Here is a 24890-nt window from a genome sequence, read left to right as displayed (position 1 = left end):
GGTCAGATCCGCACGCGGTCCGGCGCGACCCAGCGCAGCGGATCCGCCCAGATCACGTCGTTCGTCGTCACCGCCCGGTCGAGCCGGTTCATGCCGCGCAGCTGGTCGATCGCGAGCTGGATGTTCGCGACGCTGTCGGCGGTCAGGTTCATTCGGAACGCCACCTTGGTCATGAGTTCCGCGATCAGCGCACGGTCCTGGCGCAGGAAGCGCGCGACCTGCTGGGCAGCCTGGTCGCGGTTGCTCTCGATGAACTCCTGCGCCTGGATCAGGCTTCGCATCAGGCGTTCGGTGGTGGGGCGGTTCTGCTCGGCCCAGGCCTTGTTCATGTAGACGTAGTTGCGGACGATCTGGATCGCCTCGTTGTTGACCAGGATGTGGGTGTTGGCGATGGCGCGCTGGGCGCGGGTCGGCCAGGGCTCCCACACGGCGAAGGCGTCGATGTTGCCGCGTTCCAGCGCCGCGACCATCTCCGGCGCCTCGACATTCACGATGGTGTAGTCGGCCGGGTTGAGGTTCAGCTTCGCGACGACGGACAGCCAGAAGGTCTCGGATCCCGTGCCGCGAGCCACGCCCACGCGCTTGCCCTTGAGTTCATCCATGGTGCGGATGTTGCGCCCGAGCACGCTGATCCAGCGCAGCAGCGCCGTGCCTTCGGCCACGGCCACCACATTCGGGTCGCGCACATTGGCCGAGACGCCCGCCTGTTCCGCGCCATAGGCGGAATTGACCTGGTTGCCGATCAGGAAGGCGATCATGGCGCTGCCCGAGGGACCGGTGTTGACGGTCACGTCGAGGCCGTTGCGCTCGAAGAAGCCGCCTTCCTTCGCGACGTAGAAGGGCGAGAAGGACGGATCGACGCCGGTGGCGATGGTGACGCGCGTCGGCGCGCCCTGCGCGAAGGCCGGCACGGGCAGTGCGGCCACGGCCGGCAGTGCCAGGATGGAACGACGGTTCATCTTGCTTCTCCCTGTTGAGTCACACGGTGGCGTCACGCAGAGGCGTGGTCAGACTGTGGCATTGAAGCGCCCGGCGAAGGCGCGGATCAGGAACCGGAACACCCGGTCGGTGGTGAAGCCCAGCAAGCCCAGTGCCACCAGCGCCACGAAGATGTCCTCGATCTGCATGAACAGCCGCGCATCCCACAGCAGCTTGCCCAAGCCGTCATTCGAGGCAATGAGTTCCGCCGCGACGATGGTGACGAAGGCATTCGCCATGGCCAAGCGCATTCCGGTCAGGATGTAGGGCACCGTGGCCGGCAGCGCGACCAGCGCGAAGACCTGGAAGCGCGACGCGCCCAGGCATTGCGCCGCGCGGATCTTGTCGCGCCCCACCGCGCCCACGCCCGCCGCCGTGGCGATGACGACGACGAAGACCGTGGTGTAGGCGATGAGGAAGATCTTGCTCTCCTCCCCGATGCCGAACCAGATCACCGCGACGGTAATCATCGCCACCGCGGGGATGAAGCGGAAGAATTCCGTCCAGGGTTCCAGCAGCCAGCGCACCGGCTTGAAGGACCCGATCGCCAGGCCGATCGGGATGCCGATGGCGCTGCCCAACAGGAATCCCTGCAGGATGCGCCGCATGGAGGCGATGATCTGTTCCTGGAGGATGTTGTCCTCGATCAGCACGACCGCGCGTTCCAGCACCGGCAAGGGTCCTGGAAACAGGATGGACTTCACCACGAAGGCCGCCGCCAGGTGCCAGATCAGGAACAGCAGCGCGAAGCCGGCGATGTAGCCCGCGACGACGGCGAGGCGGTCAGTGCGCACCGTGGATCTCGTCGTGAATGAGGGCATGGACCTCGCGAAAGGCGGCCATGAAGGCGTCAGAGGTTCGTTCGCGCGGGAAGGGCAACTGCACCGGGATCACCGCCTTCAGCGTGCCCCCAGGCCCGCGCTTCATCACCCCCACGCGGGTCGCGAGCGCGACGGCTTCCTCGATGTCATGGGTGATGAACAGCACGGTCTTGCGGGTCTCGGCCCAGATGCGGCTCAGTTCGCCCTGAAGCACCGCGCGCGTCATGGCGTCCAGCGCGCCGAAGGGCTCGTCCATCAACAGCATGCGCGGGTCGTTGGCCAGCGCGCGGGCGATCTGGATGCGCTGCTTCATGCCGCCCGAGAGCTCGGACGGGTGCTTGGCCCCCTGCCCCGTCAGCCCCACCATCTTGAGGTAGTGCTCGGCCTTCGCGCGACGTTCGCCACGGCCAAGCCCGCGCAGCCGCAGCCCGAAGGCGATGTTGTCGAGCGCGGTCAGCCAGTCATACAGGCTGTCATGCCCCTGGAAGACCACGCCGCGATCCGCCCCGGGCCGGTTCACCGGCTTGCCGTCCAGCAGGATGCGCCCGGCGGTCGGCTGCTCGAACCCGGCCACCATGTTCAGCACCGTGGTCTTGCCGCAGCCGGAGGTGCCGAGCAGGCAGAAGAACTCGCCTTCCGCCAGGTCGAGCGTGAAGTCGCGCACGGCTTCCCAGGCGCCGGTGCGGCCGCGATAGGTCTTGCCCACGCCCTCGAGCGTCACCAATGCCACGCCAGACCCCATGCTTCCCTGCCCGGTTCATTAGGCGCGACATCGTGCCGCGGCAACCCGGCTTCACGGCCCGCGGGGCCGGGTCTAGAACCGTCGCGGCAAGAAACCACGGAGGGAATGCCTGATGCCGAACATGCTCGAGGGCAAGGTCGCGATCGTCACCGGCGCCGGCAACGGCATCGGGCGCGAGATCGCCATCATGATGGCCGGCCAGGGTGCGAAGGTCATCATCAACGACGTCGGCGCCTCGGTCTCGGGCGAGGGCCAGGACGCGACCCCCGCGCAGCAGACCAAGGCGATCATCGCGCAGAATGGCGGCCAGTCCGAGATCTCGGCCGAATCCGTCGCCACCTGGGCCAGCGCGCAGAAGATCGTGCAGGCCGCGATGGACCACTACGGCCGCATCGACATCGTGGTGAACAATGCCGGCATCCTGCGCGACCAGATCTTCCATCGCATGACGCCCGAGGAATGGGACAGCGTGATCGCCGTCCACCTGTCCGGTTCGTTCTATGTGTCCCGCGCGGCGGCCACGCATTTCCGCCAGCAGCAGTCGGGCGCCTTCGTGCACATGTCCTCGACCTCGGGCCTGATCGGCAATTTCGGCCAGGCGAACTACTCGGCGGCCAAGATCGGCATCGTCGGTCTGTCGAAGTCGATCGCGCTGGACATGGCGCGCTTCAACGTGCGGTCGAACTGCATCGCGCCCTTCGCCTGGTCACGCATGACCGGCACCATCCCGGCGGAAACCCCCGAGCAGAAGCGCCGCGTCGAACGCATCATGCAGATGACGCCCGATAAGAACGCGCCGCTCGCGGTGTTCCTGGCCTCCGACGCGGCGAAGGACGTGACCGGGCAGATCTTCTCGCCCCGCATGAACGAGCTGTTCGTCTACAGCCAGATCCGCCCGATCAAGTCGGTGCATCGTTCCGAAGGCTGGACGCCCGAGGCCATTGCCGAATACGCGCTGCCGTCGCTCGCGCAGGGCTTCTCGAAGCTCGAACGGTCCGGCGACGTGTTCTGCTGGGATCCGATCTGAGGGTCGCGGACCGTTGCACGGTCCGCTTGAGTCTTGGTTGACCTCGATCGCCGGCGCGCGCGCACGGGCGCTTGGCGTTCGTGCCATGCGCTGGCGCGCAGGCGGCGACCGGCAGTCTGGGCGCGGTCGCGTTATGCGCTCCCGGCCCGATGCCTTGCATCGGGCCGCGGCAACCACGCACCGGCGATTGCTGTGGTGCGGCATGGCACTAGCGTTCTGCGCCATCGCCGCATCCGCCACGGCCCAGGCGCCGGCGGGGGTGCGCGATGCCGTCCAGCGCCTGAGCGCCACCGCGGCGCTGGAGGCACTGCTGCGCGCCGCACCCTGCGCCTTCGCCCCCTTCACGCGGCATCTCGACCGGCTGCCGTCGAACCTGCCCTGGGCGCAGCCCGTAGCGATCGTTCTGTTCGATGGTCTGCCGGGGTTGCCGACGGGCCACCGCGCCGTGGTGCTGCGCCCGACGCGTGAATTGATGGCGCGCGCCGCGACGCGGCAGGTGATCGCGCAGGGCGGCGTGTCGCTGCACGCCGTCGACCTGTCGCCGCTACCGGCGGATGCGCCGACGCCCTCGTTTCTTGCACTGCTCGTCACGCCGCCCGCCACACCACCGGAAGGCTGCGTTGCGCAGCCGCCCCGCTGAACCGGAATTCCGCCGCCATGACCGCGCTCGCACCCGCCCTGCTGAACCCCCGCCGCATCGCCCTCGTAGGCGCCTCGGCCGACCCGACCCGGCTGACGGCGCGCGCGCAGATCTATCTTCGCAAACACGGCTTCGATGGCGCGCTCTATCCGGTGAACCCGCGCGCGGAGACCATCCTTGGCGAACGCGCGTATCCGTCGATCGCCAGCATTCCCGGACCGGTCGACCTGGCCTACCTGCTGCTCGCGACCGAACATGTGGAAGGCGTCATCGCCGATGTCGCGGCCAAGGGCATCCCGGTCGCCGCCATCCTGGCCGATGGCTTCGCGGAAGCAGGTCCCGAAGGTGTGGCGCGGCAGGAACGCCTGCTCGCCACCGCGCGCGCGGCGGGCGTGCGCATCCTCGGGCCCAATTCGATGGGCTTGGTGAATGTGAACGGGCGCAGCGCGTGCTCGGTGAACGCTGCGCTGGAAGCAGAGTCGCTCCCGGCGGGCCGGCTCGCGCTGGTGTCGCAATCCGGCTCCATGCTGGGCGCCATCATGGCGCGTGGGGCGGCGCGCGGCCTCGGTTTCTCGCATCTCATCAGCACCGGCAACGAGGCCGACCTCACCGCCAGCGAGATCGCCGGCCTGCTGGTGGACGACCCCGACACGGACGCGATCCTGCTGTTCCTCGAAGCCATCCGCCGCGCCGATTTGCTGGCAGAAGCCGCGCGCCGTGCGCACGCCGCCGGCAAGCCGATCATCGCGTTCAAGCTGGGCCGGTCGTCCTTCGGGGCGGAACTCGCCAACAGCCACACCGGCGCGCTGGCGGGCAGCGACGCCGCGGCCGACGCCTTCTTCCGCGCCAACGGCATCGCGCGTGTCACGATGATCGAAGCGCTTCTCGAATCCCCCGCGCTGTTCATCGGGCGCAGGCCGCTCGCCGCGCCGAAGCGCGCCGTCTCGGTCATGACCACGACCGGCGGCGGCGGCGCGATGGCGGTCGACGCGCTGGGTGTCGCGGGCATCGAGACCCGCGCGCCGCATGCCGTCGCCGTGGAGGGCCTGAAGGCCGCCGGCCTGCCGCACCATGGGCGAATGATCGACGTGACCTTGGCCGGCACCCGGGCCGACAAGGTGCAGGCCGCGATGGCCGCGCTGTCAGCCGACCCGGATACCGACCTCGCGCTGTCCGTGATCGGCTCCTCCGCGCAGTTCCGCCCCGCCGATGCGGTGGCGGGGCTGGTCGGCGCGGCCAAGGCCGGGCATGGCAAGCCGATCGCGGCGTTCCTGGTGCCGCAGGCCGATGTCTCGCTGCGCATGCTGGGCGAGGCGGGCATCCCGGCCTTCCGCACGCCGGAATCCTGCGCGGATGCCATCCGCGCCTTCCTGGACTGGCAGGCGCCGCGGGCGGGGCCCGACACCGGCGGCATCGCGCACGCCCTGCCCGCGCGCCCGGACGAAGCGGATGCGCGGCGGCTGTTCGCAGCCCTTGGCCTCGACAGCGGCGTCGCGATCTTCGCCGCACCCGACGCCGTGCCCGACGGGCTGCGCTATCCGGTGGCGCTGAAGATCCTGTCGCCCGACCTCGCGCACAAGACCGAGGTCGGCGGCGTGGCGCTGAACATCCCCGACGCCGCGGCGCTGCGCGCGGAAGCCGCCGCCATGGCCGCGCGCGTCGTCGCGAAGGCGCCCGGCGCGACGCTCACGGGCTTCCTGGCGCAGCCCATGGCGAAAGGGTTGGCCGAGGCCATCCTCGGCTACCGCCGCGACCCCGAGAGCGGCCCGGTCGTGCTGGTCGGCGCCGGAGGCGTGATGGCGGAACTGCACCGCGACACGGCATTGCGCTGCGCACCGGTCGGGCTCGACGAAGCCCATGCCATGATCACCGAGGTCAAGGGCCTGAAGCCGCTCGCCGGATGGCGCGGGCTGCCGAAGGGGGACCTCGATGCGCTGGCGCGCGCCATCGTCGCGGTGTCGCGCCTGGCCGCCCTGCCGGACATCGCGGAGGCCGAGATCAATCCGCTGATCATCCACGCCGAAGGCCAGGGTGTGACGGTCGCAGATGCCTGGGTGGTCCGTGCCTGACCGCACACCCGCGGTCGAGGCCTTCTGGGCCGCGTATCGCGAGGCCAACGGGCTCGACCATGACCGTTACGACGTGGTCGCGCACGGCCATACGCCCGATATCGCGAACGCGCTGGCGGCGCTGATCCTGGCCGGACGCAAGCGGGCCACCGCCTCGCTCGACCGCGACTACGGCCCAGGCAAGCCGCCGCGCCCCGCACCAGGCGACCATGTGCTGGTGGTGGACGGGTCGGGTCGGCCCGTCTGCATCTGGCAGACCACCGAGGTCACGGTCGGCCCGCTCGGCGGGGTTACCGAGGAGTTCGCCTGGGTCGAGGGCGAGGGCGACCGCTCCCGCGAGACCTGGCTGGTGAACCACCGCGATTTCTTCGGCTGGCAGGCCGCGCGCGACGGCTTCGTGCTGACCGATGACGAACCCGTGGTCTTCGAGCGCTTCCGCGTCGTCTGGCCCACCCCCGACGCCTGACCTTCCCGCGCGCCCCGTGCGGTGCCACGCTGCGGCCATGTCCGGCCATGACCTCATCGCCGCCCGCTACGGCGCCCTGCCCTTCGAACCGCTGGCGGAGATCCCGCCCGCGCTCGCAGCCCTGCTCGACCGGCGCGTCACGCGCCGCTACACCGCCCGCGGCGTCGAGGACGCGCTGCTCGACACCATCCTGGCGGCCGCGCAATCGGCGCCATCGAAATCCGACCTGCAGCAGTATTCCATCATCGTCACGCGTGATGCCGCCAAGATCGCCAAGGTGGCCGACTGGATCGGCACCATGCCCTGGATCAAGGACGCGCCGGTGCTGCTGCTGTTCTGCGGCGACATGCGGCGCGGCCAGGCGGCCTGCACGCTGCATGGCCGCCAGCACGCCAACAACAACATGGACACCTTCCTGAACACCGCGGTGGATGCCGCGCTGGCCATGGGCATGGCGATCGCCGCGGCGGACGCGGCGGGGCTCGGCACCTGCCCGATCTCATATGTGCGCAGCCATATCGAGAAGGTCGGGCCGCTGTTCCGCCTGCCGGAGGCGGTCTACCCGGTGGCGGGGCTTACGCTCGGCTGGCCGGACGCGCGCAACGAACCGACGCCGCGCCTGCCCCCCGCCGCCGTGATCCATCGCGAGGGCTACGACGACGCTGCTCTGCCGGCCGCGCTCGAGGCCTATGACGCGCTGCGCCCCCGCCAGAAGCCACGCTACCCGGAGGTTCACGGCCCGGCACCCGAAGGCTGCACCTGGTCCGAGAACGCCGCCCGGCAGCTCAGCGTGCCGGAACGCTTCGGCTTCCGCGCCTGGCTGCGGCTGAGAGGCTTCGCGCTTGACTGACCCCACCGCCGATAATCCCGGCGGCGCCGATGCCGAAGGCCTCGCGCGCCGCACCGCCCGCCCGCGCGACGCCGCGAGCCTGATCGTCTGGCGCATCGGCCCGGCAGGGCCCGAATTGCTGATGGGCAAGCGCCACGCCCGCCACCGCTTCATGCCGGATGTGATGGTGTTTCCGGGCGGGCGTGTCGACCCCGACGACCATCGCCAGCCCGCCACGCGGGAACTGCCGCCCGCCACGCGCCGCATGCTGGAACGCCGAGCGACCCCAGGCCGCGCGCGCGCCATCGCCATCGCCGCGGTGCGCGAACTGCATGAGGAAACCGGCCTGGTGCTGGGCGAACGCCGCAACGAGGGCGTCGCGGCCGACCTGTCGGCGCTACACTACATCTGCCGAGCGGTCACGCCCGGCCGCCGGCCGATCCGCTTCAACGCCCGCTTCCTCGCGGCCCCGGCCGAGGCCGTGCATGGCGAGATCGCGGGCTCGGGCGAACTCGAGAGGCTTGGCTGGTACACGCCTGAGGCGGCGCATCGCCACCACGTGGCGGACATCACCGGCAAGGTGCTGGTGGAATTCCTCGACTGGCTGGAAATGACGCCCCGGGCGCGATCATCGCGACCGCTGATCGTGTTCCGCGGCATGGACAACCGGCACCAGGAACGCTGAGCGCGGCCGCGCCCGGTGGCAGTCCCGGCTATTCGCCCGGCGCGCCGCCCAGGGCGTCGCCCGGCCGGCGGCGGGGTTCGAGCATCATAAGCCCGGCCAGCATCAGCGCGCCGCCGCCCAGCGCCAGCACGGCCGCCACCAACAGGGGCACGCGCCCCGGCGCGGTGGCATCGCCCAGCAGCAGCACGACCAGCAGAAGGTTGCCGAACAATCCGGTGGTGATCAGCGTGATGGGAATGACTGGCATGGCGGTGGCTCCGTTCATGCTTGGTTGAACACCACCGGCGCGGCGCGACCGCGACGCTCCCGCGGCAGTTTTGTGGCGGTCCCTGCATGGACAGCGGGGCAGCCATCTGGAAATGTTGCAGGGCACAACGTGAACAGGAGGTTTCCACCATGCGCAGGCTCCTCGCCGCCGCCCTTATCTCGGCTGCCGTCGCCGGCCCGGCCATGGCGCAGGGCCAGCCGCCGCTGCGCTGCGCGGTGGATGGCACCTTCGCCCCGCACGCCTTCCCGTCCCTGCAGGGCGGCGTGCAGGGCTTCCAGATCGACCTGTTCCGCGAGGTCGCGCGCCGCATGGGGCGTGAGATCGTGATCGACAGCGCCGCCTTCTCGGGCCTGATCCCCGCGCTGAACGCCGGGCGCTACGATTTCCTGTGCGCGCCCACCACCGTCACGCGCGAACGGGCCGAGGCGCTGCTGTTCACCGAGGGCTACATCTGGACCGAGCTGCAGTTCGGCATCCGCCGCGGCACGCCGCCGATCCGCTCCGAGGAAGACCTGCGCGGCAAGACCATCAGCGTGAACAAGGGCACGCCCTACGAGCAATGGGTGACAAACAACGCGCAGCGGCTGAACCTCACGCTCATGGCCTTCGACAGCCAGGCGGACGCAGCGCAGGCGGTCATCCAGGGCCGGGCTTACGCGAACCTGTCGGGCAATACGGTGGTGCGGTATTCGGCCTCGCGCACGCCGCAATACGTGGCGGACTACGTGCTGCCGGGCTCGCGCCTGCACTGGGGCACCCCCTTCCGCCGCGACTCCGGCGCGATGCGCAACCAGGTCGAGGACGTGCTGACCTGCATGAAGCGTGACGGCACCATCGCGCGGCTGTCCGAGCGTTGGTTCGGCGACCGCCCCGGCCCCGACCAGGCCGAGAACATCGAGTTCCCCGGCTATGGCCCGCCGGACATGCCGGGCTACGACCCGACCCCGCAGAACCCGCGCTGCAGCTGATGCCCGGCGCCCCGATCGTCGAGGCGCGCGCGATCCACAAGCATTTCGGCCACCTCCATGTGCTGAAGGGCGTGGATCTTGTCGTGGCCGAGAAGGAACTGGTCTTCCTGATCGGCCCCTCGGGATCGGGGAAGTCGACGCTGCTGCGCTGCCTGAACCGGCTGGAGGACCCGTCCTCCGGCTCGGTCACGGTGGATGGCATCGACATGCTCGATGCGCGCACCGACATCAACAAGGCGCGCCAGCGGATCGGAATGGTGTTCCAGTCCTTCAACCTCTATCCGCACATGACGGCGCTCGGGAATGTCGCGCTGGCGCTGCGCAAGGTGCAGGGGCTGGGGCGGGCGGAGGCCGAGGCGAAGGCGGCCGCGGCATTGGACCGCGTGCACCTCGGCGACCGCGCCGACCACTACCCGTTGCAATTGTCAGGCGGGCAGCAGCAACGCGTGGCGATCGCGCGCGCCATTGCGCTGGAACCGCGCGTCATGCTGTTCGACGAACCGACCAGCGCGCTCGACCCCGAACTGGTCGGCGGCGTGCTGGCGGTGATGCGCGAATTGCGCGAGGACGGCATGACCATGGTGGTGGTCAGCCACGAGATGGGATTCGCCAAGGCCGCCGCTGACCGCGTGGTGTTCATGGCCGATGGCGCCATCGTCGAGACCGGCGTACCGGACGAGATCTTCGCCAACCCGCAGCACGACCGCACGCGCAGCTTCATCCGCCAGATCGAGCGGCATTGATGGCTGTCCGCGCGTCTTCAGGTGTCGCGGCCCTCGCATTCCCGTGCCGGACGGGTGAAGGAAAACCAACCCTGCGGGGTACGCAGGCAGCCGTTCAGCCATTCACCCTCGATGACCCGGCCGCGGATCACCAGGCGGCCGCGTCCGTTCGGGTGCGTGATGCTCCAGCCACCTTCATAGACGATGCCCGGCCCCGGAAACTCAACCCGGCCCGAGACGAAATAGTCGTCGCGGAAGGTGCCTTCCTGGCGCAGGCGGATCTCCTTGCCGGCGATCAGCGTGAGCGTGCCGGGGCCCTCGTTCTTGCCGCCACGGAGCGCACCTTCGTAGATCATGGAGCGCTCGACGCCCTCCTCCGTCCAGCGGACCTCGGCGCGGCCCTCGCCCTCGGCCGGGCCTTCCGGGCAGGGGCCGGTCCAGGAGGCGGTGAGGTTGCTGATCCCGGCGCGGATGCCGCTCGCCCACAACCAGCAGCCATCGGCACCGTCGTTCACGAAGCCGCCGCGCCCGCCGGGCACCATGCGCTGGTCCTCGGGCGGCGGGCCGGCGGCGGCGCAGAACAGGGCCAGCACGGCCAGGGCGGCGGGTTTCGGCAGGCGCATCCGGCACGGTCCTTCATCGGCTTCGCGGTGCAGCATAGCGCAGGCTGGCGCGGGAGTGTGACGCCGTGACGGGCTGGGAGCGCTTCACCGACAGCTTCTTCAATGCCCGCGTCATGGCGCAGTACCTGCCCAAGATCATCGAGGGCTTCGGCCTGACGGTCGTACTGGCGCTGTGCATCATCGCGGCCGGGCTGGCGGCGGGCCTGGCATTGGCGCTGGTCCGCGCCTTTGGGATCCGGCCGCTGAACTGGCTGATCATCTTCGTGGTGGACCTGTTCCGCGCCCTGCCGCCGCTGGTGATCATCGTGCTGCTGTTCTTCGGCCTGCCCAATGCGGGGGTGGAACTGTCCGGCTTCGTCGCATCCTGGCTGGCGCTGACGCTGGTGCTGATGGCCTTCTCCGAGGAAATCTTCTGGGCCGGCATCACCGCCGTGCCGAAGGGGCAGTGGGAGGCGGCGCGGTCCACCGGGCTGGGGTTCCTGCAGACCTTGTCCTACGTCGTGCTGCCGCAGGCCCTGCGCATCACCATCCCGCCGCTGACCAACCGCACCATCGCCATCACCAAGGGCACCGCGCTGGCGTCGGTGGTGGCGGTGCCGGACATCCTGGGCGCGGCGAATGCGGGTGTGTCGTTCTCGTTCAACCCGTCGCCGCTGACGCTCGGGGCCATCGCCTACCTGGTGCTGTTCTTCCCCGTGGTGGTGCTGGGGCGCTGGATCGAGACGCGCTTCGCGTGGAAGCGGTGACGAACATGCGGTCGCGCAGCCTCGCAGGCACAGCCGTGGAGTGGAGCGTGAATCGCATGGTCAGCCCCATGCGGTCCCCCAGCCCCGTAGGCACGGCCGACGAGCGGAGCGTGAATCGCATGGTCCACGCATAACGCCATGGATATCTTCCTCGATACCTTCTTCAACTGGCAGATCGCGCAGGAGGCCTCGCCGATCCTGTGGCAGGGGCTGTGGTCCACGCTGATGCTCTCGGCGCTCGTGGTGCCGCTCGGCATCATCGGCGGCATCATGATCGCGGTGCTCTCCACCGTGCAGTCCCCCTGGGTGAAGTGGCCGCTGCGCGCCTGGGTGGACACTTTCCGCGCCCTGCCGCCGCTGGTGCTGCTGATCTTCATCTTCGCGGGGTTACCCTTCATCGGGCTCGACGTCGGCGCCTGGGGGGCGGTGGCGATCGGCTTCTTCCTCAACACCGGCGCCTATTACGGCGAGATCCTGCGCGCCGGGATCGAGAGCATCCCGCGCGGACAGATCGAGGCCGCGCGATCCACCGGCCTGACGCGCGGGCAGACCATGCGCTTCGTGGTGCTGCCGCAGGCGGTGCGCAACGTGCTGCCGGACCTGATCTCGAACACGCTGGAGGTGGTGAAGCTGACCTCCATCGCCTCGGTCGTCGCACTTCCCGAGTTGCTGTTCCAGGCGCGCCAGGCGCAATCCGTCACCTACAACGCGACGCCGATCATGGTGGCGGCGGTGGTGTATTTCATCCTGCTCTGGCCGGTGGTGCGGGTGCTCTCGCGGCTGGAGAACCGGCAATTGGCAGGGCGGCGCTGATCGGGCGATGATGGGGCGATCGCGCCGGGAGAGCGCGGCCGCACCAACGTCCAGGATCATGCCGCCATGACATTCCGCATTTCCCGCAGGCCGATGCTGGGCGCGCTCGCGATACTTCCCGCGCCGGCCTTCGCGCAAGGGGCCGCGCGGCCGATCACCGTCGTGGTGCCCTTCGCGCCCGGCGGCAGCACCGACATCGTCACGCGACTGCTGGCGGAGCGCATGACGGCGCTGCTCGGCCAGACGGTGCAGGTGGAGAACCGGCCCGGCGCGAATACCGTGATCGGCGCGGAATATGTCGCGCGGGCGCGGCCGGATGGGCAGACGCTGCTGATGGCGGCGGGCACCACGCTCACCATCAACCCGGTGATCGTGCCGAACCTGCCCTACAAGGTGGATGATTTCGCGCCGGTCATGCTGGCCACGACCTTCCCCTTCGGCATCATCACCAAGCTGGACGGCGGGCCAGTGGATGTGCCGGCCTGGGTGGCGGCGGCGAAGGCGCGGCCGGGGCTAATGACCTATGGCACCAATGGGCCGACGACGCTGACCAATGTGGCGATGCTCATGGTGATGGAGCGGCTTGGCATCACCATGCAGGACGTGACCTATCGCGGCGATTCCGCGCAGCTGGCGGCGTTCCTGGCGGGTGACCTCGACATGCTGATCGTGGCCGGCGGCACCGCGCAGCCGGTGCATCGCAACCGGCAGGGGAGGCTGATCGCCTGGACCAGCGAGCGGCGGGTGGAATCGACGCCGGAGGTGCCGTCGATCGCGCAATTCGCGCCGGGGCTTGAGGTACTGTCCTGGTTCGGCCTGCTGGCGCCGGCACGCACGCCGGCCGATGTCGTGCTGCGGGTGAATGCCGCCGCGAATGAAGCGTTGCAGGATGCCCGCATCCGCGAGCGCCTGACCACCGATGGCCAGTTCCTCGCTGGTGGCACCCCCGATGATTTCGCGACGTTCCTGAAACGCACGGACGACCAATGGCGCCCGATCCTGCAGCGCCTGGACGTCCCGCGCTGAAGTCCCTGCGGTCCAGGGGGCCGTAGCCCCCTGGCGGGGCGGTCCGGAGAGGCAGCGCCGCTCCGGCGCTCAGGTGATGGCGTAGACGTCGTAGGTCGGCCCGCTCGGCGGCCGCTGGCCCACGCCGATGGCGATCACCTTGTTCATCCAGGCGAGTTCGGGCGCGCCGGTCTCGAAGCGGGCGGAAATCCGGAAATAGTAGTCGGCCGGATCGACCGGCTGGCCGCTGTTCAGCCGCGCCAGCACTTCCGGCGCGCCGGTGCGGATGCCGCTGTAGTGCATGAAGACGATGCCGCCGGTGGCGGATTTCACCGTCAGCCGTACATCCATGTGCGCGGTGCCGTCGGGGTCCACGCGCAGCCAGTCGGCGGCGGTGTCGGGCAACACCTCGCCGTTGAAGCGCGGGCCCTCCAGCGTGCCGCCGGTGACTGGAACCACGCGCAATTCGCCGTTGCGCGCGGTGCCCGCCATCTGCGGCACGCCGGCCGACAGCGCCATGCGGAACAAGAATTCTGATGTCAGCGGCAGTGGAGCCATGGCGCGTTTCCCCTAATGAATCGTCGCGCCAGGATGCCCGCGCTTCAGCGCTGCCGCCAGGGCAGCCCCTCGGCCTTCCAGCCGGCGACGGTGCCGCGATGGCCATCCGCATCGACCGGGCCTTCGAAGCCATCCGCCACGTTGAAGGCGTGCGGGAAGCCCGCCGACTGCGCCGCCTGCCCGGCCGCCAGCGACCGCGCGCCGGACCGGCAGATGAAGTAGACGCGGTGCAGCGGCGTCAGCCCCGCTTTGTGCAGTTGGTCGGCGAAATGGCCGTTCACCTGCATGCCCGGGTAGATCTGCCACGGGATCAGCACGGTCTGCTTGGCGATGGCGCCAAGGTCCGGAAGGCCCACGAAGTTCCATTCGGCGTCGGTGCGCACATCCACCAGGGCGGCCTGCGGATCGTTGCGTAGGGCCTCCCAGGTGTCCTTGGGGCTGATATCGGGCACGGATGCCACGGCAGAACTCCTTCCGAGCGAGTCGCTCGCAGGCGCCAAAATGATGCAGTGCGACAGGCGGGGCAACCACGCTGCTGGCCTCTCGGGCCAGGCTCGTCTAGGGTGCGCTGACGATTGACGGATTCCATCAGATCATGAACGCCCCCGCCAGGACCCTGCAGGAGGACCGCGCCGCCGCCACCCGTGCGCGCATCCTCGAGGTCGCCGAGGCCCTGTTCCGCTCGATGGGCTACCAGAAGACCGCGGTGGCCGACATCGCGCGCGAACTCGGCATGTCGCCGGCGAATGTCTACCGCTTCTTCGCCTCGAAAAGCGCGATCAACGAGGCGATCACCGACCGACTCTTGGGCGGCATCACCGCAGAACTCGAAGCCCTCGCGGACGGCCCGGGCAGCGCCGGCGAACGCCTGCGCGCCATGCTGCGCCTGTTGCATGCGCGCCACCTGGCGCTGTTCTTCGACCAGAAGCGCATGCACGACATGGTCTCAGCCGCCATGAGCGAGCACTGGGGCGTCATCGCCGTCTTCATCAGCCGCATCGAGGCGGCCATGGCGCGCGTGGTAGCTGACGGCGTGGCACGCGGCGAATTCAGCCCGCGCGACCCCGACCTGACCGCCCGTCTGCTGAAGCAGGGCACGCTGTGCTGGACGCATCCCGCGCTGATTTCGGAATCCCTGGCCAAGCGCGTTCAGGACGAGGCGCAGCTGGCCGAGGAGCTGGAGCAGATGCTCGGCCTGCTGATCCAAGGGCTGAAGGCTGATTCCTGACGATTGTTGACTTTCATCAATCACTAGTCATAGCCTGCGGCGTCCCGCAGGAGACCCCCATGCGCGCCGCCCTACTCGCCCTTGCGCTGCTCGCCTTCCTTCCGGCCTGCCGCGATGCCGCGCCGCAGGTCGCCGCGCCGGAACCGCCCCGCCCCGTCCAGGTCGCCGAGATCCGCTTCGCCCCGGCCGAGCAGCCGCGCGCCTTCGCCGGCGTGGTGAAGGCACGGCGGGAGGCCGACATCGCCTTCCGCGCCGGCGGGCGCATCGCCGCGCGACTGGTCGATGTCGGCGCTGTGGTCACCGCCGGGCAGGAACTGGCGCGGCTCGACCCCGCCGACATCGCGCTGGCGGTGCGCTCGGCCGAGGCGGACCTCGCCGCCGCCGAGGCCGAGGCGCGCCGCGCCACCGCCGATGCCGGGCGGTCGCGCACCCTGATGGCGGCCGGCCACGTCGCCGCCGCCTTCGACGACCAACGCCAGGCCACCGCGCGATCGGCCGAGGAACGCGCCACGGCGGCGCGCGCGGCGCTGGACCTCGCGCGCAACCGGCTCGACCACACCATCCTGCGCGCGCCGACCGCTGGCGTGGTGACCGCGGTGATCGCGGAGGCCGGCCAGGTCATGGCCGAAGGCCAGCCCGTCATGCGCATCGCGGATCCCGCCGAACGCGAATTGCTGGTGCAGGTGCCCGAGGGCGCGCTGCCGGGCCTGGCCGCCGCCACCGCCGAGGCCGTGCTCTGGGCGCGCCCCGGCGAACCGGTCGCGGCACGGCTTCGCGAGGTCGCGCCCCAGGCAGACCCCATCCTGCGCACCTATGCCGTGCGCTTTGCCCTGCCGGACGCGCCGGCCTGGGCCGCGCTCGGCATGACGGGCACGATCCGCCTGCGCGCCGAGAGCGAGCCGGTCGCGCTGCTGCCGGCCTCCGCCCTGCATGACCGTGGCCAGGGCCCGATGGTCTGGAAGGTGGAGGGCGCGCGCCTGCGCGCGGTGCCAGTCGAGGTCGCGCGGCTCGGCGAAACCCAGGTCGCGCTGCGCGGAGCGCTTGTTGAGGGCGACCGCGTGGTGACACTCGGCCCGCAGTTGCTCGATGCCGGTGCGACGGTGCGGGTGGTACAGACCCGCGCCCTCGCGACGCTGCGCTGACGGGGGCCGCCACCATGGGCTTCAACCTGTCCGACTGGGGCGTGCGCAACGGCGCGCTGACGCTGTTCCTGATCGTGATGCTCGGCGCGGCAGGGGCGATGGCCTATCTGCGGCTCGGCCGCGCGGAGGATCCGGGCTTCACGCTGAAGGTCATGGTCGTCACCGCGCAGTGGCCCGGCGCGACGGCGGCCGAGATGCAGGAGCACGTGGCGGACCCCATCGAGGCGCGGCTGCAGGACCTCGCCTGGCTCGATCGCGTCGAGACCTTCACGCGGCCCGGCCAGGCCGTGATGACGGTCGTGCTGCGCGACACCACGCCGCCGCGTGAAGTCCAGGGCCTGTGGTACCAGGTGCGCAAGAAGGTCGGCGACATCCGCCACACGCTGCCCGCCGGCGTGCAGGGACCCTTCTTCGACGACGAATACTCCGACGTCTGGTCCGCCATCTACGCCGTGACGGGCGCAGACAATGCCGAACTGGTCCGCCAAGCCGAGGCGCTGCGCGCCCGCCTGCTGCGCGTGCCCGGCGTGGACAAGGTGAAGATCTTCGGCGAGCAGCCGCAGCGCATCCATGTCGAAGTGGCGCATGCGCGCCTGGCCTCGCTCGGCCTGCAGCCGCAAGCGGTGATCGACGCGCTGGCCCGGCACAACCCCGTGACGCCCGCCGGCGTCGTGGAGGGCAGCGCGACACGGCTGCACCTGCGCGTGGGCGGCGGCTTCGACGGGCTGGCGGCGATCCGCGACGTGCCGGTCGCGGCCGGCGGGCGGTCCCTGCGCCTGGGCGACATCGCCGAGGTCACACGCGGCTTTGCCGATCCGCCGGGCAACGGCATCCGCCAGGGTGGGCAGCCGGCGGTGCTGCTGGCCGTGGGCAAGCAGCCGGGCGTGAACGTGGTGACGCTGGGCGCGGATCTGGCCGCGGCAATGGCGGCGCAGCGCGCGGTCACACCAGTCGGCGTGACCGTCACGCAGATCGTCGACCAGGCGCAGGTGGTGCAGGAGAGTGTCGCGGAATTCCTGCTGAAATTCGCCGCCGCACTCGGCGTGGTGATGGTGGTGTCGTTCCTGTCGCTCGGCTTCCGTGCGGGCGTAATCGTCGCGCTGTCGGTGCCGCTGACGCTCGCCATCGTCTTTCTGGTGATGCTGGCCACGGGCATGGAGCTGGAGCGCGTGACGCTCGGCGCGCTGATCCTCTCGCTTGGCCTGCTGGTGGATGATGCGATCATCGCGATCGAAGCGATGGTCGTGAAGCTCGAGGAAGGCTGGACGCGCGCCAAGGCGGCGACCTTCGCCTGGACCTCGACGGCGGGGCCGATGCTTTCGGGCACCCTGGTGACGGTGGCGGGCTTCCTGCCGGTCGGCTTCGCGCGATCGACAGCGGGCGAATATGCCGGCGGCATCTTCTGGGTGGTGGGCTTCGCGCTGATCGCGTCGTGGTTCGTGGCGGTGCTGTTCACGCCGTGGCTCGGCGTGAAGCTGCTGCCCACGCCGAAGCGCGGCGGCCACCACGGCAGCTACGATGGGCGAGGATACCGTGCACTGCGGCGTGTCGTGGGCTGGGCGGTGGATCATCGCCTCGTGGTGATCGGCGCGACGCTGCTGGTGATGGTGGCGGGCTTCGCCGCCATGTCGCAGGTGCGTCAGCAATTCTTCCCGACCTCCGCCCGGCTCGAATTGCTGGTGGATGTGACGCTTCGGCAGGGGGCCGGGTATGGCGCAACGCTCGCCGCCGCGCAGCGGATCGAGGCGGCGCTGGAAGGCGACCCGGACGCCCGGCTGGTGACCACCTATGTCGGCCAGGGATCGCCGCGCTTCTTCCTGGCCCTGAACCCCGATCTGCCGAACGAGGCCTTTGCCAAGCTGGTGGTGCAGGCGCGCGACATCCCGGCGCGCGAACGCCTGCGCGAACGCATCATGCAGTTGGCGCAGGACGGTCTGGTTCCGGAGGCGCGGGTGCGCGTGTCCCGGCTCGATTTCGGCCCACCGGTCGGCCATCCCGTGCAGTTCCGCGTGCATGGCGCGGACCCAGCCGCCTTGCGGACCGCAGCCGACCAACTGATGGCGGCGATGCGCGCCACGCCCGGTACGCGGGACGTGTCGCTCTCCTGGGGCGAACGCGCACCGAACCTGCGGCTGGAGCTCGACCGCGCACGGGTCGCGGAACTTGGCGTGTCGCCGGCGCAGGTGGCATCCTCGCTGCAACTGCTGCTGACCGGCGTGACTGCCACGCAGCACCGCGAGGGCAACCGCCTGGTCGATGTGGTGCTGCGCGCACCCGCGAACGAACGCCTGACGACGGAGACCCTGGCCGACCTGTCGCTCGCCACGCCCGCGGGACCGGTGCCGCTGTCGCAGGTCGCGCGCCTGGTGCCGGAAGCGGAGGAACCCATCCTGTTCCGCCGCAACCGCGAGGGATACATCACCGTGCGCGCCGATGTGGCGGATGGCCTGCAAGGGCCCGACGTTTCGGCGCAGGTGGCGGCGCGCCTGCAGCCGGTGATCGACGCCCTGCCGGTGGGCCTTCGCATCGAACCGGGCGGCGCGGCGGAGGAATCGGGCAAGGCCAATGCCGCGCTATTCGCGATGTTCCCGCTGATGGTCGCCGCCATGCTGGTGCTGCTGATGGCGCAGCTGCGCCATTTCGGGCGCACCGCGCTGGTGTTCGCCACCGCGCCGCTGGGTATCCCCGGCGCGGCCTTCGCGCTGCTGGTGATGGGTGCGCCTTTCGGCTTCGTCGCCCTTCTCGGCGTGATCGCACTGGCGGGGATGGTGATGCGCAACACGCAGATCCTGGTGGACCAGGTGCGGCAGGACCTGGAATCCGGCCTGGCGCTGCGCGCCGCCATCATCGAGAGCACGGTCCGCCGCACGCGCCCGGTGCTGCTGACGGCGCTGGCGGCGGTGCTGGCCTTCGTGCCGCTGACGCTCTCGGTCTTCTGGGGGCCGATGGCGATCGCGATGATCGGCGGGCTGTCGCTCGCCACCTTCGCGACGCTGCTGGTCGTGCCGGCGCTGTATGCGCTGGCGCTGCCGTGGCGCCGGCGCGCGTTGCAGGCGCCCGGCGGCGTGGCCCTGGCGGCGGCGGAATAGTGCGCCATGTCCCTCGCCATGACACTGCCCCGCGCCTCGCGCCTGCCGATCCTCGCCGCCGCGTCCTTCGCCACCGCGACGCAATCCTTCGTCTTCGCCGGGTTGCTGGCGGAAATGGCAGCGGATCTGCGCGTAAGCGTCGCCGCGGCGGGGCAGATCGGCACGGTCTATGCGCTGGCGTTCGGGCTCGCGGCGCCGGTCGTGGCGGCGATCCTGGCGCGGCGCGACCGGCGCACCGTGATGGTCAGCGCGCTGGTGGTGCTGGCCGCGATCAACCTGCTGATCGTCGCCGTTGCTGACTTTCCCGCGTTGGTCGGGCTGCGCATCGCGGCGGGCATCGCCTCGGCCGCGGTGATCCCGGCGGCGACGGCGAGCGCGGTGGCGCTGGCGCCGCCCGAACATCGCGGGCGAGCGGTGGCGATCATCATCGGCGGCACGACGCTGGCTTTCCTGCTGGGCATTCCCGCGGGGTCGGTGGTGGGCGACATGGTCGGCTGGCGCGGCTGCTTCGCTTTCGCGGCGGCCATCGCCGTATTGGCGGCGATTGCCATCGGCGTGGCCATCCCGCCGGTCGCCGGTGATGCGGGCGGGGCGGCGGGCGGTATCGCGGCGCTGCGCATCCCGGGCGTGGTGCCGATGCTGGCGCTGAACCTCGCGACCTTCACGGCGGTCTTCGCGGTCGCCGCCTATATCGGGCCGATCACCAACCAGGTCTCGGGCCTTACCGGCAGCGGTGTGGCGGTGATGCAGGCGCTGGTGGGCGTGGCGTCGATCGCGGGGCTGCCGCTGGGGGCCTGGCTGGCCGATCGTGGACGATTGGGCCTTGCGGCGCTGCTGCCGCTGGGGGCGCTGGCGGGCAACCTTCTGCAGGCGGCGCTGCTGGCGGGCTTGGCGGCGGGCAACGCGGCGGCGATGCCGCTGCAGGCGCTGGCGGTGCTGGCCTCGGCCGGGTCGCTGTTCGCATTGGGGCCGGTGGTGACGGCGCGCCTCGCGGTTCTGGCGCCGCAGGCGCGCGGCTTCATCCTGGCGTGCAATGCTTCGGCGATCTTCCTCGGCCAGGCGGGCGGCGCTGCCCTCGGCGGCGCGGGCATCGGGCTGCTGGGCCTGGTGGGCGCGGCGCTGGCGGGCGCGGTCATGGGCGCGCCGGCACTGTGGCTCGCGCGCGGGCTGGTGCGCCGCGCCTCCTGACGGCGCCAGGATTTGGTGTAGCCTTCCGGGCTTCGACGACCCGCCGGCAGGACGGGTCGCGCACGGGAGGGATGCGATGCTTGGCTTGATGCAGGACTGGCCGCTGCTGATGCACACCGTGCTGGATCACGCGGCGATCCAGCACCCGAAGCGCGAGGTGGTCTCGCGGTCGATCGAAGGGCCTTTCCATCGCACCGACTACGCGACCGTGCGCGGCCGCGCCCTGCGGGTGGCGCAGCGCCTCGCGCGCGACGGCGTCAAGCCCGGCGACCGCGTGGCGACGCTGGCCTGGAACACCTGGCGGCATCTGGAGGCGTGGTACGGCATCACTGGGGCCGGCGCGGTGTATCACACGGTGAACCCGCGGCTGTTTCCCGACCAGATCGCCTGGATCATGAACCATGCGGGGTCGCGGGTGCTGATGCTCGACCTCACCTTCGTGCCGCTGGTGCAGCAATTGGCAGCACGGATGCCGCAGGTCGAGCGCTACGTGATTCTGACCGATGCCGCCCACATGCCCGAGACGTCGCTGCCGAATGCCATCGCCTACGAGGACTGGATCGCCGAGGTGGATGGCGACTTCGCGTGGATGAAGGTCGACGAAGGCGCGGCGGCGGGCATCTGCTACACCTCCGGCACCACGGGCGACCCGAAGGGCGTGGTCTATTCGCACCGGTCGAACGTGATCCACGCGCTGGTCTGCAACCAGGTGGATGCCTTCGGGCTCGGCGCGGCGGATCGCGTCATGCCGGTGGTGCCGATGTTCCACGCCAATGGCTGGTCGCTGGCGCTGTGCGCGCCGATGGTGGGCGCGGCGCTGATCATGCCCGGCGCGAAGCTGGATGGTGCATCGGTGCACGAACTGATCGAGCGCGAGCGCGTGAACTTCTCCGCCGCCGTGCCGACGGTCTGGATGATGCTTCTGCAGCACCTGGAATCGACCGGTTCGCGCGTCGATTCCATGCAGCGCGTGGCGATCGGCGGGTCCGCGTGCCCACCCGCCATCACCAAGGCTTACCAGGAGAAGTACGGCGTGCGCGTCATCCATGCCTGGGGCATGACCGAGATGTCGCCGGTCGGCACGCTGTTCGCCGTGAAGCCGGAGGTGGCGCATCTGACGGGTGAGGAAATGCTCCGCCTGCAGGCCAAGCAGGGTACGCCGCCCTATACGGTCGAGATGAAGATCACCGACGATGCCGGCGCGCCTGTTCCCTGGGATGGCCAGGCCTTCGGCCGGCTCAAGGTGAAGGGGCCGGCGATCTCGCGGCGCTATTTCCGCCGCGAGGAGGAGGAGATCCTGGACGCCGAAGGCTTCTTCGACACAGGCGACGTCGCGACCATGGACGAGCACGGCTACATGGAGATCACCGACCGATCCAAGGACGTGATCAAGTCGGGCGGCGAGTGGATTTCCTCGATCGCGCTGGAGAATGCCGCGGTGGCCTATCCCGGCGTGGCGGAGGCCGCGGTCGTCGCGATGGCCGACCCGAAATGGGACGAACGACCGCTGCTGATCCTGGTGATGAAGCCGGGCGTTCTCTCACCGTCACTGGACCAGATGCGCGACTTCCTCGCCGACAAGGTCGCGAAGTGGTGGCTGCCCGATGACCTGGTGGTGGTGGACGAGATCCCGCACACCGCGACGGGGAAGATCCTGAAGACGAGGCTGCGCGAGATGTTCAAGGATCACAAGAAAATTGCTTGACCCTCAGACGCCGGGCGGCCTGCATCCGCGGGCCTTGGCTTCGCGCGGGCAGGGTGCATCGTCGCCGGCGGGCGGGCGCGCGCGGTCGCGCCGTGCGCTCCCGGCCCGAGGCGTGGCCTCGCGCCGATCGTCTCAGGTGAACAGCGACCAGAACATCCTGAGGCTCGTCGCCGCCAGGAACACCGCGAAGGCGCGCTTCAGCCACAGCGGCGGGATGGTGTGCGCGAGCTTCACGCCCCAGGGCGTCGCCAGGATCGAGCTCGGCGCGATCAGCGCGAACCCGATCAGGCTGACATAGCCCAGCGAGAACGGCGGCAACCGCGCATCGTTCCATCCGCCCAGCACGAAGCCGATGGTCGCCGGGACCGAGATGATCAATCCGAAGGCCGAGGCCGTCGCAACCGCCTGGCGGATCGGGTAGCCGAACATCGACAGCAGCGGCACGCCGAGCGTTCCGCCGCCGATGCCCATCATGGCGCTCACCGACCCGATGCCCATGCCGAGTGCCGCGCGCGGCGGGCCCGAGGGCACGCTGTCGGTGATTTTGAAGTCCACGCCGGTGAAGCCCATGTTCAGCGCCACCAGCAGCGAGACCATCGCGAAGACCGCGGTCAGCCCCTCGCCCTTCACGTACACGCCGATGAAGGTGCCGAAGGCCACGCCCGCCAGCATGGCCGGCCAGATCGACTTCAGCAGCGCCACATCCATCGTGCCCGTCGCGTAGTGCTTGCGCGCCGACTGGATGGAGGTCGGGATGATCGTGGCGAGCGAGGTCGCCACCGCGACCTTCATCTGGATGCTCTCCGGGATGCCGAACAACGGGAACACGTTGAACAGCAGCGGCACGATCACGATGCCGCCGCCCACGCCCAGCAGCCCCGCAAGCGTGCCCGAGACCAGCCCCGTCACCGCCATCGCGGCGGCCAGAGCAAGCAGCCAGAACGGGTCGGTCAGGTGGTCCATGGCGATGTCCGGGATGGGCGATGGAAAGGCGATGTGGCATACACGCTGACCCATCGAGCGTCACCCCGCCTTGGCCTTCATCACCGACCCCTGGTTCTACGCCCTCGCGATCCCGGCCGTGCTGGTCACCGGAATCAGCAAGGGGGGCTTCGCCTCGGGCGCGGGCAACCTGCTGGTGCCGCTGATGGCGCTCAGCGTCCCTGCCCCCGTCGCCGCCGGCATCGCGTTGCCGGTGCTGTGCGCGATGGATGTCTCGGGCCTGCGCGCATGGTGGGGCAAGTGGGACAAGCGGGAGATGCGCGTGCTGATCCCGGGTGCGCTGCTGGGCATCCTGGTGGGGGCGCTGACCTTCACGCTGATGTCCGACCGCGCCATCAAGGCGATGGTGGGGCTGACAACGCTCGCGTTCCTGGCGCGCACGCTGTGGCTGGCGCGGCACCGCCAGGCGCCGCCGCCCGCGCCGCACAACCCGGCCAAGGGCGCGATCTGCGCGGCCGCATCGGGCTTCACCAGCACCATCGCCCATGCCGGGTCGCCGCCGCTCGCGATCTACCTGTATCCGCGCCGCCTCGACCGCCAGGTGATGGCGGCCACCACCGTGGTGTTCTTCGGCATCGTCAACTACGTGAAGCTGGTGCCGTACTTCTTCCTGGGCAATCTTTCGGCGGGCAACCTGCTGACCAGCCTGGTGCTGCTCCCCCTGGCGCCGGCGGGCGTGTATCTGGGAATCTGGATGCAGCGGCACGTCTCGGACGCGCTGTTCTACCGCGTATTGTATGTGCTGCTGCTGGTGACCGGCGTGAAGCTGACCTGGGACGGGGTGTTCGCAGGATGACCGAAGCAAGGATGCTGGGCGTACTGGGCGGCATGGGGCCGCTGGCGGGCGCCACCTTCATGCAGCGCCTGACATTGCTGACGCCGGGCGAGCGCGACCAGGACCACATCCCGACCGTGCTCTGGTCCGACCCGCGCGTGCCCGACCGCACCGCCGCGCGGCTGTCGGGCGGCGAGGACCCCCTGCCCGCCCTGCTGCGCGGCATCCGGGGGCTGGAAGCCGCCGGCTGCGGCGCCATCGCCATCCCCTGCAACACCGCCCATGGCTGGTTCGACGGCATGCAGGCGGCGACGCGCCTGCCCATCCTGCACATCGTCGAGGCCGCAGCGGATGACCTGCTGCGCCTGGGCGTGACCGCCGGCCCGATCGGCCTGATGGCAACCAAGGGCACGCTGGCGATGCGCCTGTACCAGGAACGGCTCGAGGGGCGCGGCTACGACGTGATCGTCCCGCCGGCCGAGGCGATGGACCGTGTCATCATGCCCGCGATCGATGCGGTGAAGGCGAACCGCGTCACCGAGGCCTATGCCCCGCTGGCTGAGGCTGCCATGGCGCTGGTCAGCCGCGGCGCGCGGGCGGTGGTGCTGGGCTGTACCGAGATCCCGCTCGGCATCTCGGCCGGGCCGACGCTGCCGTTTCCTGTCGCGGATACCATCGACGCGCTGGCGCGTGCGTCGATTGCCTGGGCGAAGCCGGCCGGCTAGCCCCGCCGCGCGCCAAGCCGCCGGGCAGGACAGCGGCTACCACCAGCGCGACCACCACCGCGGCTCAGACCGCCAC

Annotated in this window: 26 protein-coding genes; 18 read left to right on the top strand and 8 right to left on the bottom strand. The window is 70.3% G+C overall.

All coding sequences use genetic code 11. The features are described 5' to 3' along the window. Nucleotides 1-2 precede the first annotated feature (2 nt). The 3 genes from MWM08_RS06140 to MWM08_RS06130 are packed head-to-tail and all read right to left on the bottom strand — an operon-like array spanning nucleotide 3 to nucleotide 2529. Nucleotides 3-959, bottom strand: coding sequence for an ABC transporter substrate-binding protein (locus MWM08_RS06140; RefSeq protein ID WP_244458580.1), 957 nt, complete (start codon nucleotides 957-959; stop codon nucleotides 3-5). 48 nt (nucleotides 960-1007) lie between these two features. Beyond that, nucleotides 1008-1772: an ABC transporter permease gene (locus MWM08_RS06135; protein ID WP_244458579.1), complete on the bottom strand. Its 765-nt coding sequence runs from the start codon at nucleotides 1770-1772 to the stop codon at nucleotides 1008-1010. Beyond that, nucleotides 1762-2529 carry an ABC transporter ATP-binding protein gene (locus tag MWM08_RS06130; RefSeq protein WP_244458578.1) on the bottom strand — a complete coding sequence of 256 codons (768 nt, stop codon included), beginning with the start codon at nucleotides 2527-2529 and terminating at the stop codon, nucleotides 1762-1764. Before MWM08_RS06130 ends, MWM08_RS06135 begins: the two co-directional genes overlap by 11 nt. A 124-nt stretch (nucleotides 2530-2653) precedes the next feature. Between MWM08_RS06130 and MWM08_RS06125 the strand changes: the two genes are divergently transcribed. The 6 genes from MWM08_RS06125 (at nucleotide 2654) to MWM08_RS06100 (ending at nucleotide 8257) form a co-directional block, all read left to right on the top strand. Next, entirely contained in the window at nucleotides 2654-3568 is a 915-nt protein-coding gene (locus MWM08_RS06125) for an SDR family NAD(P)-dependent oxidoreductase (protein WP_244458577.1), read from the top strand. 202 nt (nucleotides 3569-3770) lie between these two features. Then, a complete protein-coding gene (locus MWM08_RS06120) occupies nucleotides 3771-4208 on the top strand; it encodes a hypothetical protein (protein ID WP_244458576.1) in 438 nt (145 codons plus the stop codon). A 17-nt stretch (nucleotides 4209-4225) separates the two neighbouring features. After that, nucleotides 4226-6277 (top strand): acetate--CoA ligase family protein, encoded by a 2052-nt coding sequence (locus tag MWM08_RS06115; protein ID WP_244458575.1) that lies wholly within the window; start codon nucleotides 4226-4228, stop codon nucleotides 6275-6277. Next, nucleotides 6270-6743: an ASCH domain-containing protein gene (locus MWM08_RS06110; protein WP_244458574.1), complete on the top strand. Its 474-nt coding sequence runs from the start codon at nucleotides 6270-6272 to the stop codon at nucleotides 6741-6743. Before MWM08_RS06115 ends, MWM08_RS06110 begins: the two co-directional genes overlap by 8 nt. A gap of 37 nt (nucleotides 6744-6780) precedes the next feature. Beyond that, the gene (locus MWM08_RS06105) at nucleotides 6781-7593 is read left to right on the top strand and encodes a nitroreductase family protein (protein WP_244458573.1); all 813 of its coding nucleotides are present in this window, start codon (nucleotides 6781-6783) and stop codon (nucleotides 7591-7593) included. After that, on the top strand, nucleotides 7586-8257 hold the full coding sequence (locus MWM08_RS06100; RefSeq protein ID WP_244458572.1) for an NUDIX hydrolase: 672 nt from the start codon (nucleotides 7586-7588) through the stop codon (nucleotides 8255-8257). Before MWM08_RS06105 ends, MWM08_RS06100 begins: the two co-directional genes overlap by 8 nt. Before the next feature lie 28 nt (nucleotides 8258-8285). Here the strand turns inward: MWM08_RS06100 and MWM08_RS06095 are convergent, their stop codons facing one another. Further along, complete coding sequence (locus MWM08_RS06095; RefSeq protein WP_244458571.1) at nucleotides 8286-8504, bottom strand: hypothetical protein; 219 nt, start codon at nucleotides 8502-8504, stop codon at nucleotides 8286-8288. A 149-nt stretch (nucleotides 8505-8653) separates the two neighbouring features. On the opposite strand from MWM08_RS06095, the gene MWM08_RS06090 reads away from it, so the two are divergent. Together MWM08_RS06090 and MWM08_RS06085 are read left to right on the top strand one after the other, a co-directional pair. Continuing rightward, a complete protein-coding gene (locus MWM08_RS06090; protein WP_244458570.1) occupies nucleotides 8654-9493 on the top strand; it encodes a transporter substrate-binding domain-containing protein in 840 nt (279 codons plus the stop codon). Then, nucleotides 9493-10236 (top strand): amino acid ABC transporter ATP-binding protein, encoded by a 744-nt coding sequence (locus tag MWM08_RS06085; protein WP_244458569.1) that lies wholly within the window; start codon nucleotides 9493-9495, stop codon nucleotides 10234-10236. Before MWM08_RS06090 ends, MWM08_RS06085 begins: the two co-directional genes overlap by 1 nt. Before the next feature lie 17 nt (nucleotides 10237-10253). Here the strand turns inward: MWM08_RS06085 and MWM08_RS06080 are convergent, their stop codons facing one another. Next, nucleotides 10254-10838: an MORN repeat-containing protein gene (locus MWM08_RS06080; RefSeq protein ID WP_244458568.1), complete on the bottom strand. Its 585-nt coding sequence runs from the start codon at nucleotides 10836-10838 to the stop codon at nucleotides 10254-10256. A gap of 65 nt (nucleotides 10839-10903) precedes the next feature. Here MWM08_RS06080 and MWM08_RS06075 point away from each other — a divergent pair, with 65 nt between their 5' ends. The 3 genes from MWM08_RS06075 (at nucleotide 10904) to MWM08_RS06065 (ending at nucleotide 13423) form a co-directional block, all read left to right on the top strand. Further along, nucleotides 10904-11584, top strand: a complete 681-nt coding sequence (locus MWM08_RS06075) for an amino acid ABC transporter permease (RefSeq protein ID WP_244458567.1) — start codon at nucleotides 10904-10906, stop codon at nucleotides 11582-11584. 138 nt (nucleotides 11585-11722) lie between these two features. Further along, on the top strand, nucleotides 11723-12397 hold the full coding sequence (locus tag MWM08_RS06070) for an amino acid ABC transporter permease (protein ID WP_244458566.1): 675 nt from the start codon (nucleotides 11723-11725) through the stop codon (nucleotides 12395-12397). Nucleotides 12398-12463: 66 nt separating this feature from the next. Continuing rightward, the gene (locus MWM08_RS06065; RefSeq protein WP_244458565.1) at nucleotides 12464-13423 is read left to right on the top strand and encodes a Bug family tripartite tricarboxylate transporter substrate binding protein; all 960 of its coding nucleotides are present in this window, start codon (nucleotides 12464-12466) and stop codon (nucleotides 13421-13423) included. Nucleotides 13424-13492: 69 nt separating this feature from the next. On the opposite strand, the gene MWM08_RS06060 is transcribed toward MWM08_RS06065, so the two are convergent. Further along, nucleotides 13493-13960 (bottom strand): DUF3237 domain-containing protein, encoded by a 468-nt coding sequence (locus tag MWM08_RS06060; protein ID WP_244458564.1) that lies wholly within the window; start codon nucleotides 13958-13960, stop codon nucleotides 13493-13495. Between the two features lie 44 nt (nucleotides 13961-14004). Further along, on the bottom strand, nucleotides 14005-14421 hold the full coding sequence (locus MWM08_RS06055) for a rhodanese-like domain-containing protein (protein ID WP_244458563.1): 417 nt from the start codon (nucleotides 14419-14421) through the stop codon (nucleotides 14005-14007). Nucleotides 14422-14555: 134 nt separating this feature from the next. Here MWM08_RS06055 and MWM08_RS06050 point away from each other — a divergent pair, with 134 nt between their 5' ends. From MWM08_RS06050 to MWM08_RS06030, 5 genes are all read left to right on the top strand, one after another. Further along, nucleotides 14556-15188, top strand: coding sequence for a TetR/AcrR family transcriptional regulator (locus MWM08_RS06050; protein WP_244458562.1), 633 nt, complete (start codon nucleotides 14556-14558; stop codon nucleotides 15186-15188). Between the two features lie 59 nt (nucleotides 15189-15247). After that, nucleotides 15248-16330, top strand: a complete 1083-nt coding sequence (locus tag MWM08_RS06045; RefSeq protein ID WP_244458561.1) for an efflux RND transporter periplasmic adaptor subunit — start codon at nucleotides 15248-15250, stop codon at nucleotides 16328-16330. A 14-nt stretch (nucleotides 16331-16344) separates the two neighbouring features. After that, a complete protein-coding gene (locus MWM08_RS06040) occupies nucleotides 16345-19419 on the top strand; it encodes an efflux RND transporter permease subunit (protein ID WP_244458560.1) in 3075 nt (1024 codons plus the stop codon). An 18-nt stretch (nucleotides 19420-19437) separates the two neighbouring features. Further along, nucleotides 19438-20607: an MFS transporter gene (locus MWM08_RS26420; protein ID WP_279323238.1), complete on the top strand. Its 1170-nt coding sequence runs from the start codon at nucleotides 19438-19440 to the stop codon at nucleotides 20605-20607. Nucleotides 20608-20695: 88 nt separating this feature from the next. Further along, complete coding sequence (locus MWM08_RS06030; RefSeq protein ID WP_244458559.1) at nucleotides 20696-22312, top strand: long-chain-fatty-acid--CoA ligase; 1617 nt, start codon at nucleotides 20696-20698, stop codon at nucleotides 22310-22312. Between the two features lie 132 nt (nucleotides 22313-22444). On the opposite strand, the gene MWM08_RS06025 is transcribed toward MWM08_RS06030, so the two are convergent. Then, nucleotides 22445-23275, bottom strand: coding sequence for a sulfite exporter TauE/SafE family protein (locus tag MWM08_RS06025; RefSeq protein ID WP_244458558.1), 831 nt, complete (start codon nucleotides 23273-23275; stop codon nucleotides 22445-22447). Nucleotides 23276-23345: 70 nt separating this feature from the next. Here MWM08_RS06025 and MWM08_RS06020 point away from each other — a divergent pair, with 70 nt between their 5' ends. Then, nucleotides 23346-24110, top strand: a complete 765-nt coding sequence (locus tag MWM08_RS06020; protein WP_244458557.1) for a sulfite exporter TauE/SafE family protein — start codon at nucleotides 23346-23348, stop codon at nucleotides 24108-24110. Continuing rightward, nucleotides 24107-24814, top strand: a complete 708-nt coding sequence (gene cuyB, locus MWM08_RS06015) for a cysteate racemase (protein WP_244458556.1) — start codon at nucleotides 24107-24109, stop codon at nucleotides 24812-24814. Before MWM08_RS06020 ends, cuyB begins: the two co-directional genes overlap by 4 nt. The last annotated feature ends 76 nt before the right edge of the window (nucleotides 24815-24890 follow it).

It is taken from the genome of Roseomonas fluvialis, from assembly GCF_022846615.1.
Taxonomy (GTDB): Bacteria; Pseudomonadota; Alphaproteobacteria; order Acetobacterales; family Acetobacteraceae; genus Neoroseomonas; species Neoroseomonas fluvialis.
The sequence above is the reverse complement of the archived record's forward strand: the minus strand, read 5'-3'. Positions and strand labels throughout refer to the sequence as shown.

Coding starts and splice junctions, on each gene's coding strand:
- cuyB (WP_244458556.1), top strand. CDS start 24,107: ATGACCGAAGCAAGGATGCTGGGCGTACTGGGCGGCATGGGGCCGCTG.
- MWM08_RS06105 (WP_244458573.1), top strand. CDS start 6,781: ATGTCCGGCCATGACCTCATCGCCGCCCGCTACGGCGCCCTGCCCTTC.
- MWM08_RS06060 (WP_244458564.1), bottom strand. CDS start 13,960: ATGGCTCCACTGCCGCTGACATCAGAATTCTTGTTCCGCATGGCGCTG.
- MWM08_RS06080 (WP_244458568.1), bottom strand. CDS start 10,838: ATGCGCCTGCCGAAACCCGCCGCCCTGGCCGTGCTGGCCCTGTTCTGC.
- MWM08_RS06095 (WP_244458571.1), bottom strand. CDS start 8,504: ATGCCAGTCATTCCCATCACGCTGATCACCACCGGATTGTTCGGCAAC.
- MWM08_RS06125 (WP_244458577.1), top strand. CDS start 2,654: ATGCCGAACATGCTCGAGGGCAAGGTCGCGATCGTCACCGGCGCCGGC.
- MWM08_RS06045 (WP_244458561.1), top strand. CDS start 15,248: ATGCGCGCCGCCCTACTCGCCCTTGCGCTGCTCGCCTTCCTTCCGGCC.
- MWM08_RS06085 (WP_244458569.1), top strand. CDS start 9,493: ATGCCCGGCGCCCCGATCGTCGAGGCGCGCGCGATCCACAAGCATTTC.
- MWM08_RS06030 (WP_244458559.1), top strand. CDS start 20,696: ATGCAGGACTGGCCGCTGCTGATGCACACCGTGCTGGATCACGCGGCG.
- MWM08_RS06025 (WP_244458558.1), bottom strand. CDS start 23,275: ATGGACCACCTGACCGACCCGTTCTGGCTGCTTGCTCTGGCCGCCGCG.
- MWM08_RS06140 (WP_244458580.1), bottom strand. CDS start 959: ATGAACCGTCGTTCCATCCTGGCACTGCCGGCCGTGGCCGCACTGCCC.
- MWM08_RS06070 (WP_244458566.1), top strand. CDS start 11,723: ATGGATATCTTCCTCGATACCTTCTTCAACTGGCAGATCGCGCAGGAG.
- MWM08_RS06040 (WP_244458560.1), top strand. CDS start 16,345: ATGGGCTTCAACCTGTCCGACTGGGGCGTGCGCAACGGCGCGCTGACG.
- MWM08_RS06120 (WP_244458576.1), top strand. CDS start 3,771: ATGGCACTAGCGTTCTGCGCCATCGCCGCATCCGCCACGGCCCAGGCG.
- MWM08_RS06115 (WP_244458575.1), top strand. CDS start 4,226: ATGACCGCGCTCGCACCCGCCCTGCTGAACCCCCGCCGCATCGCCCTC.
- MWM08_RS26420 (WP_279323238.1), top strand. CDS start 19,438: ATGACACTGCCCCGCGCCTCGCGCCTGCCGATCCTCGCCGCCGCGTCC.
- MWM08_RS06065 (WP_244458565.1), top strand. CDS start 12,464: ATGACATTCCGCATTTCCCGCAGGCCGATGCTGGGCGCGCTCGCGATA.
- MWM08_RS06090 (WP_244458570.1), top strand. CDS start 8,654: ATGCGCAGGCTCCTCGCCGCCGCCCTTATCTCGGCTGCCGTCGCCGGC.
- MWM08_RS06050 (WP_244458562.1), top strand. CDS start 14,556: ATGAACGCCCCCGCCAGGACCCTGCAGGAGGACCGCGCCGCCGCCACC.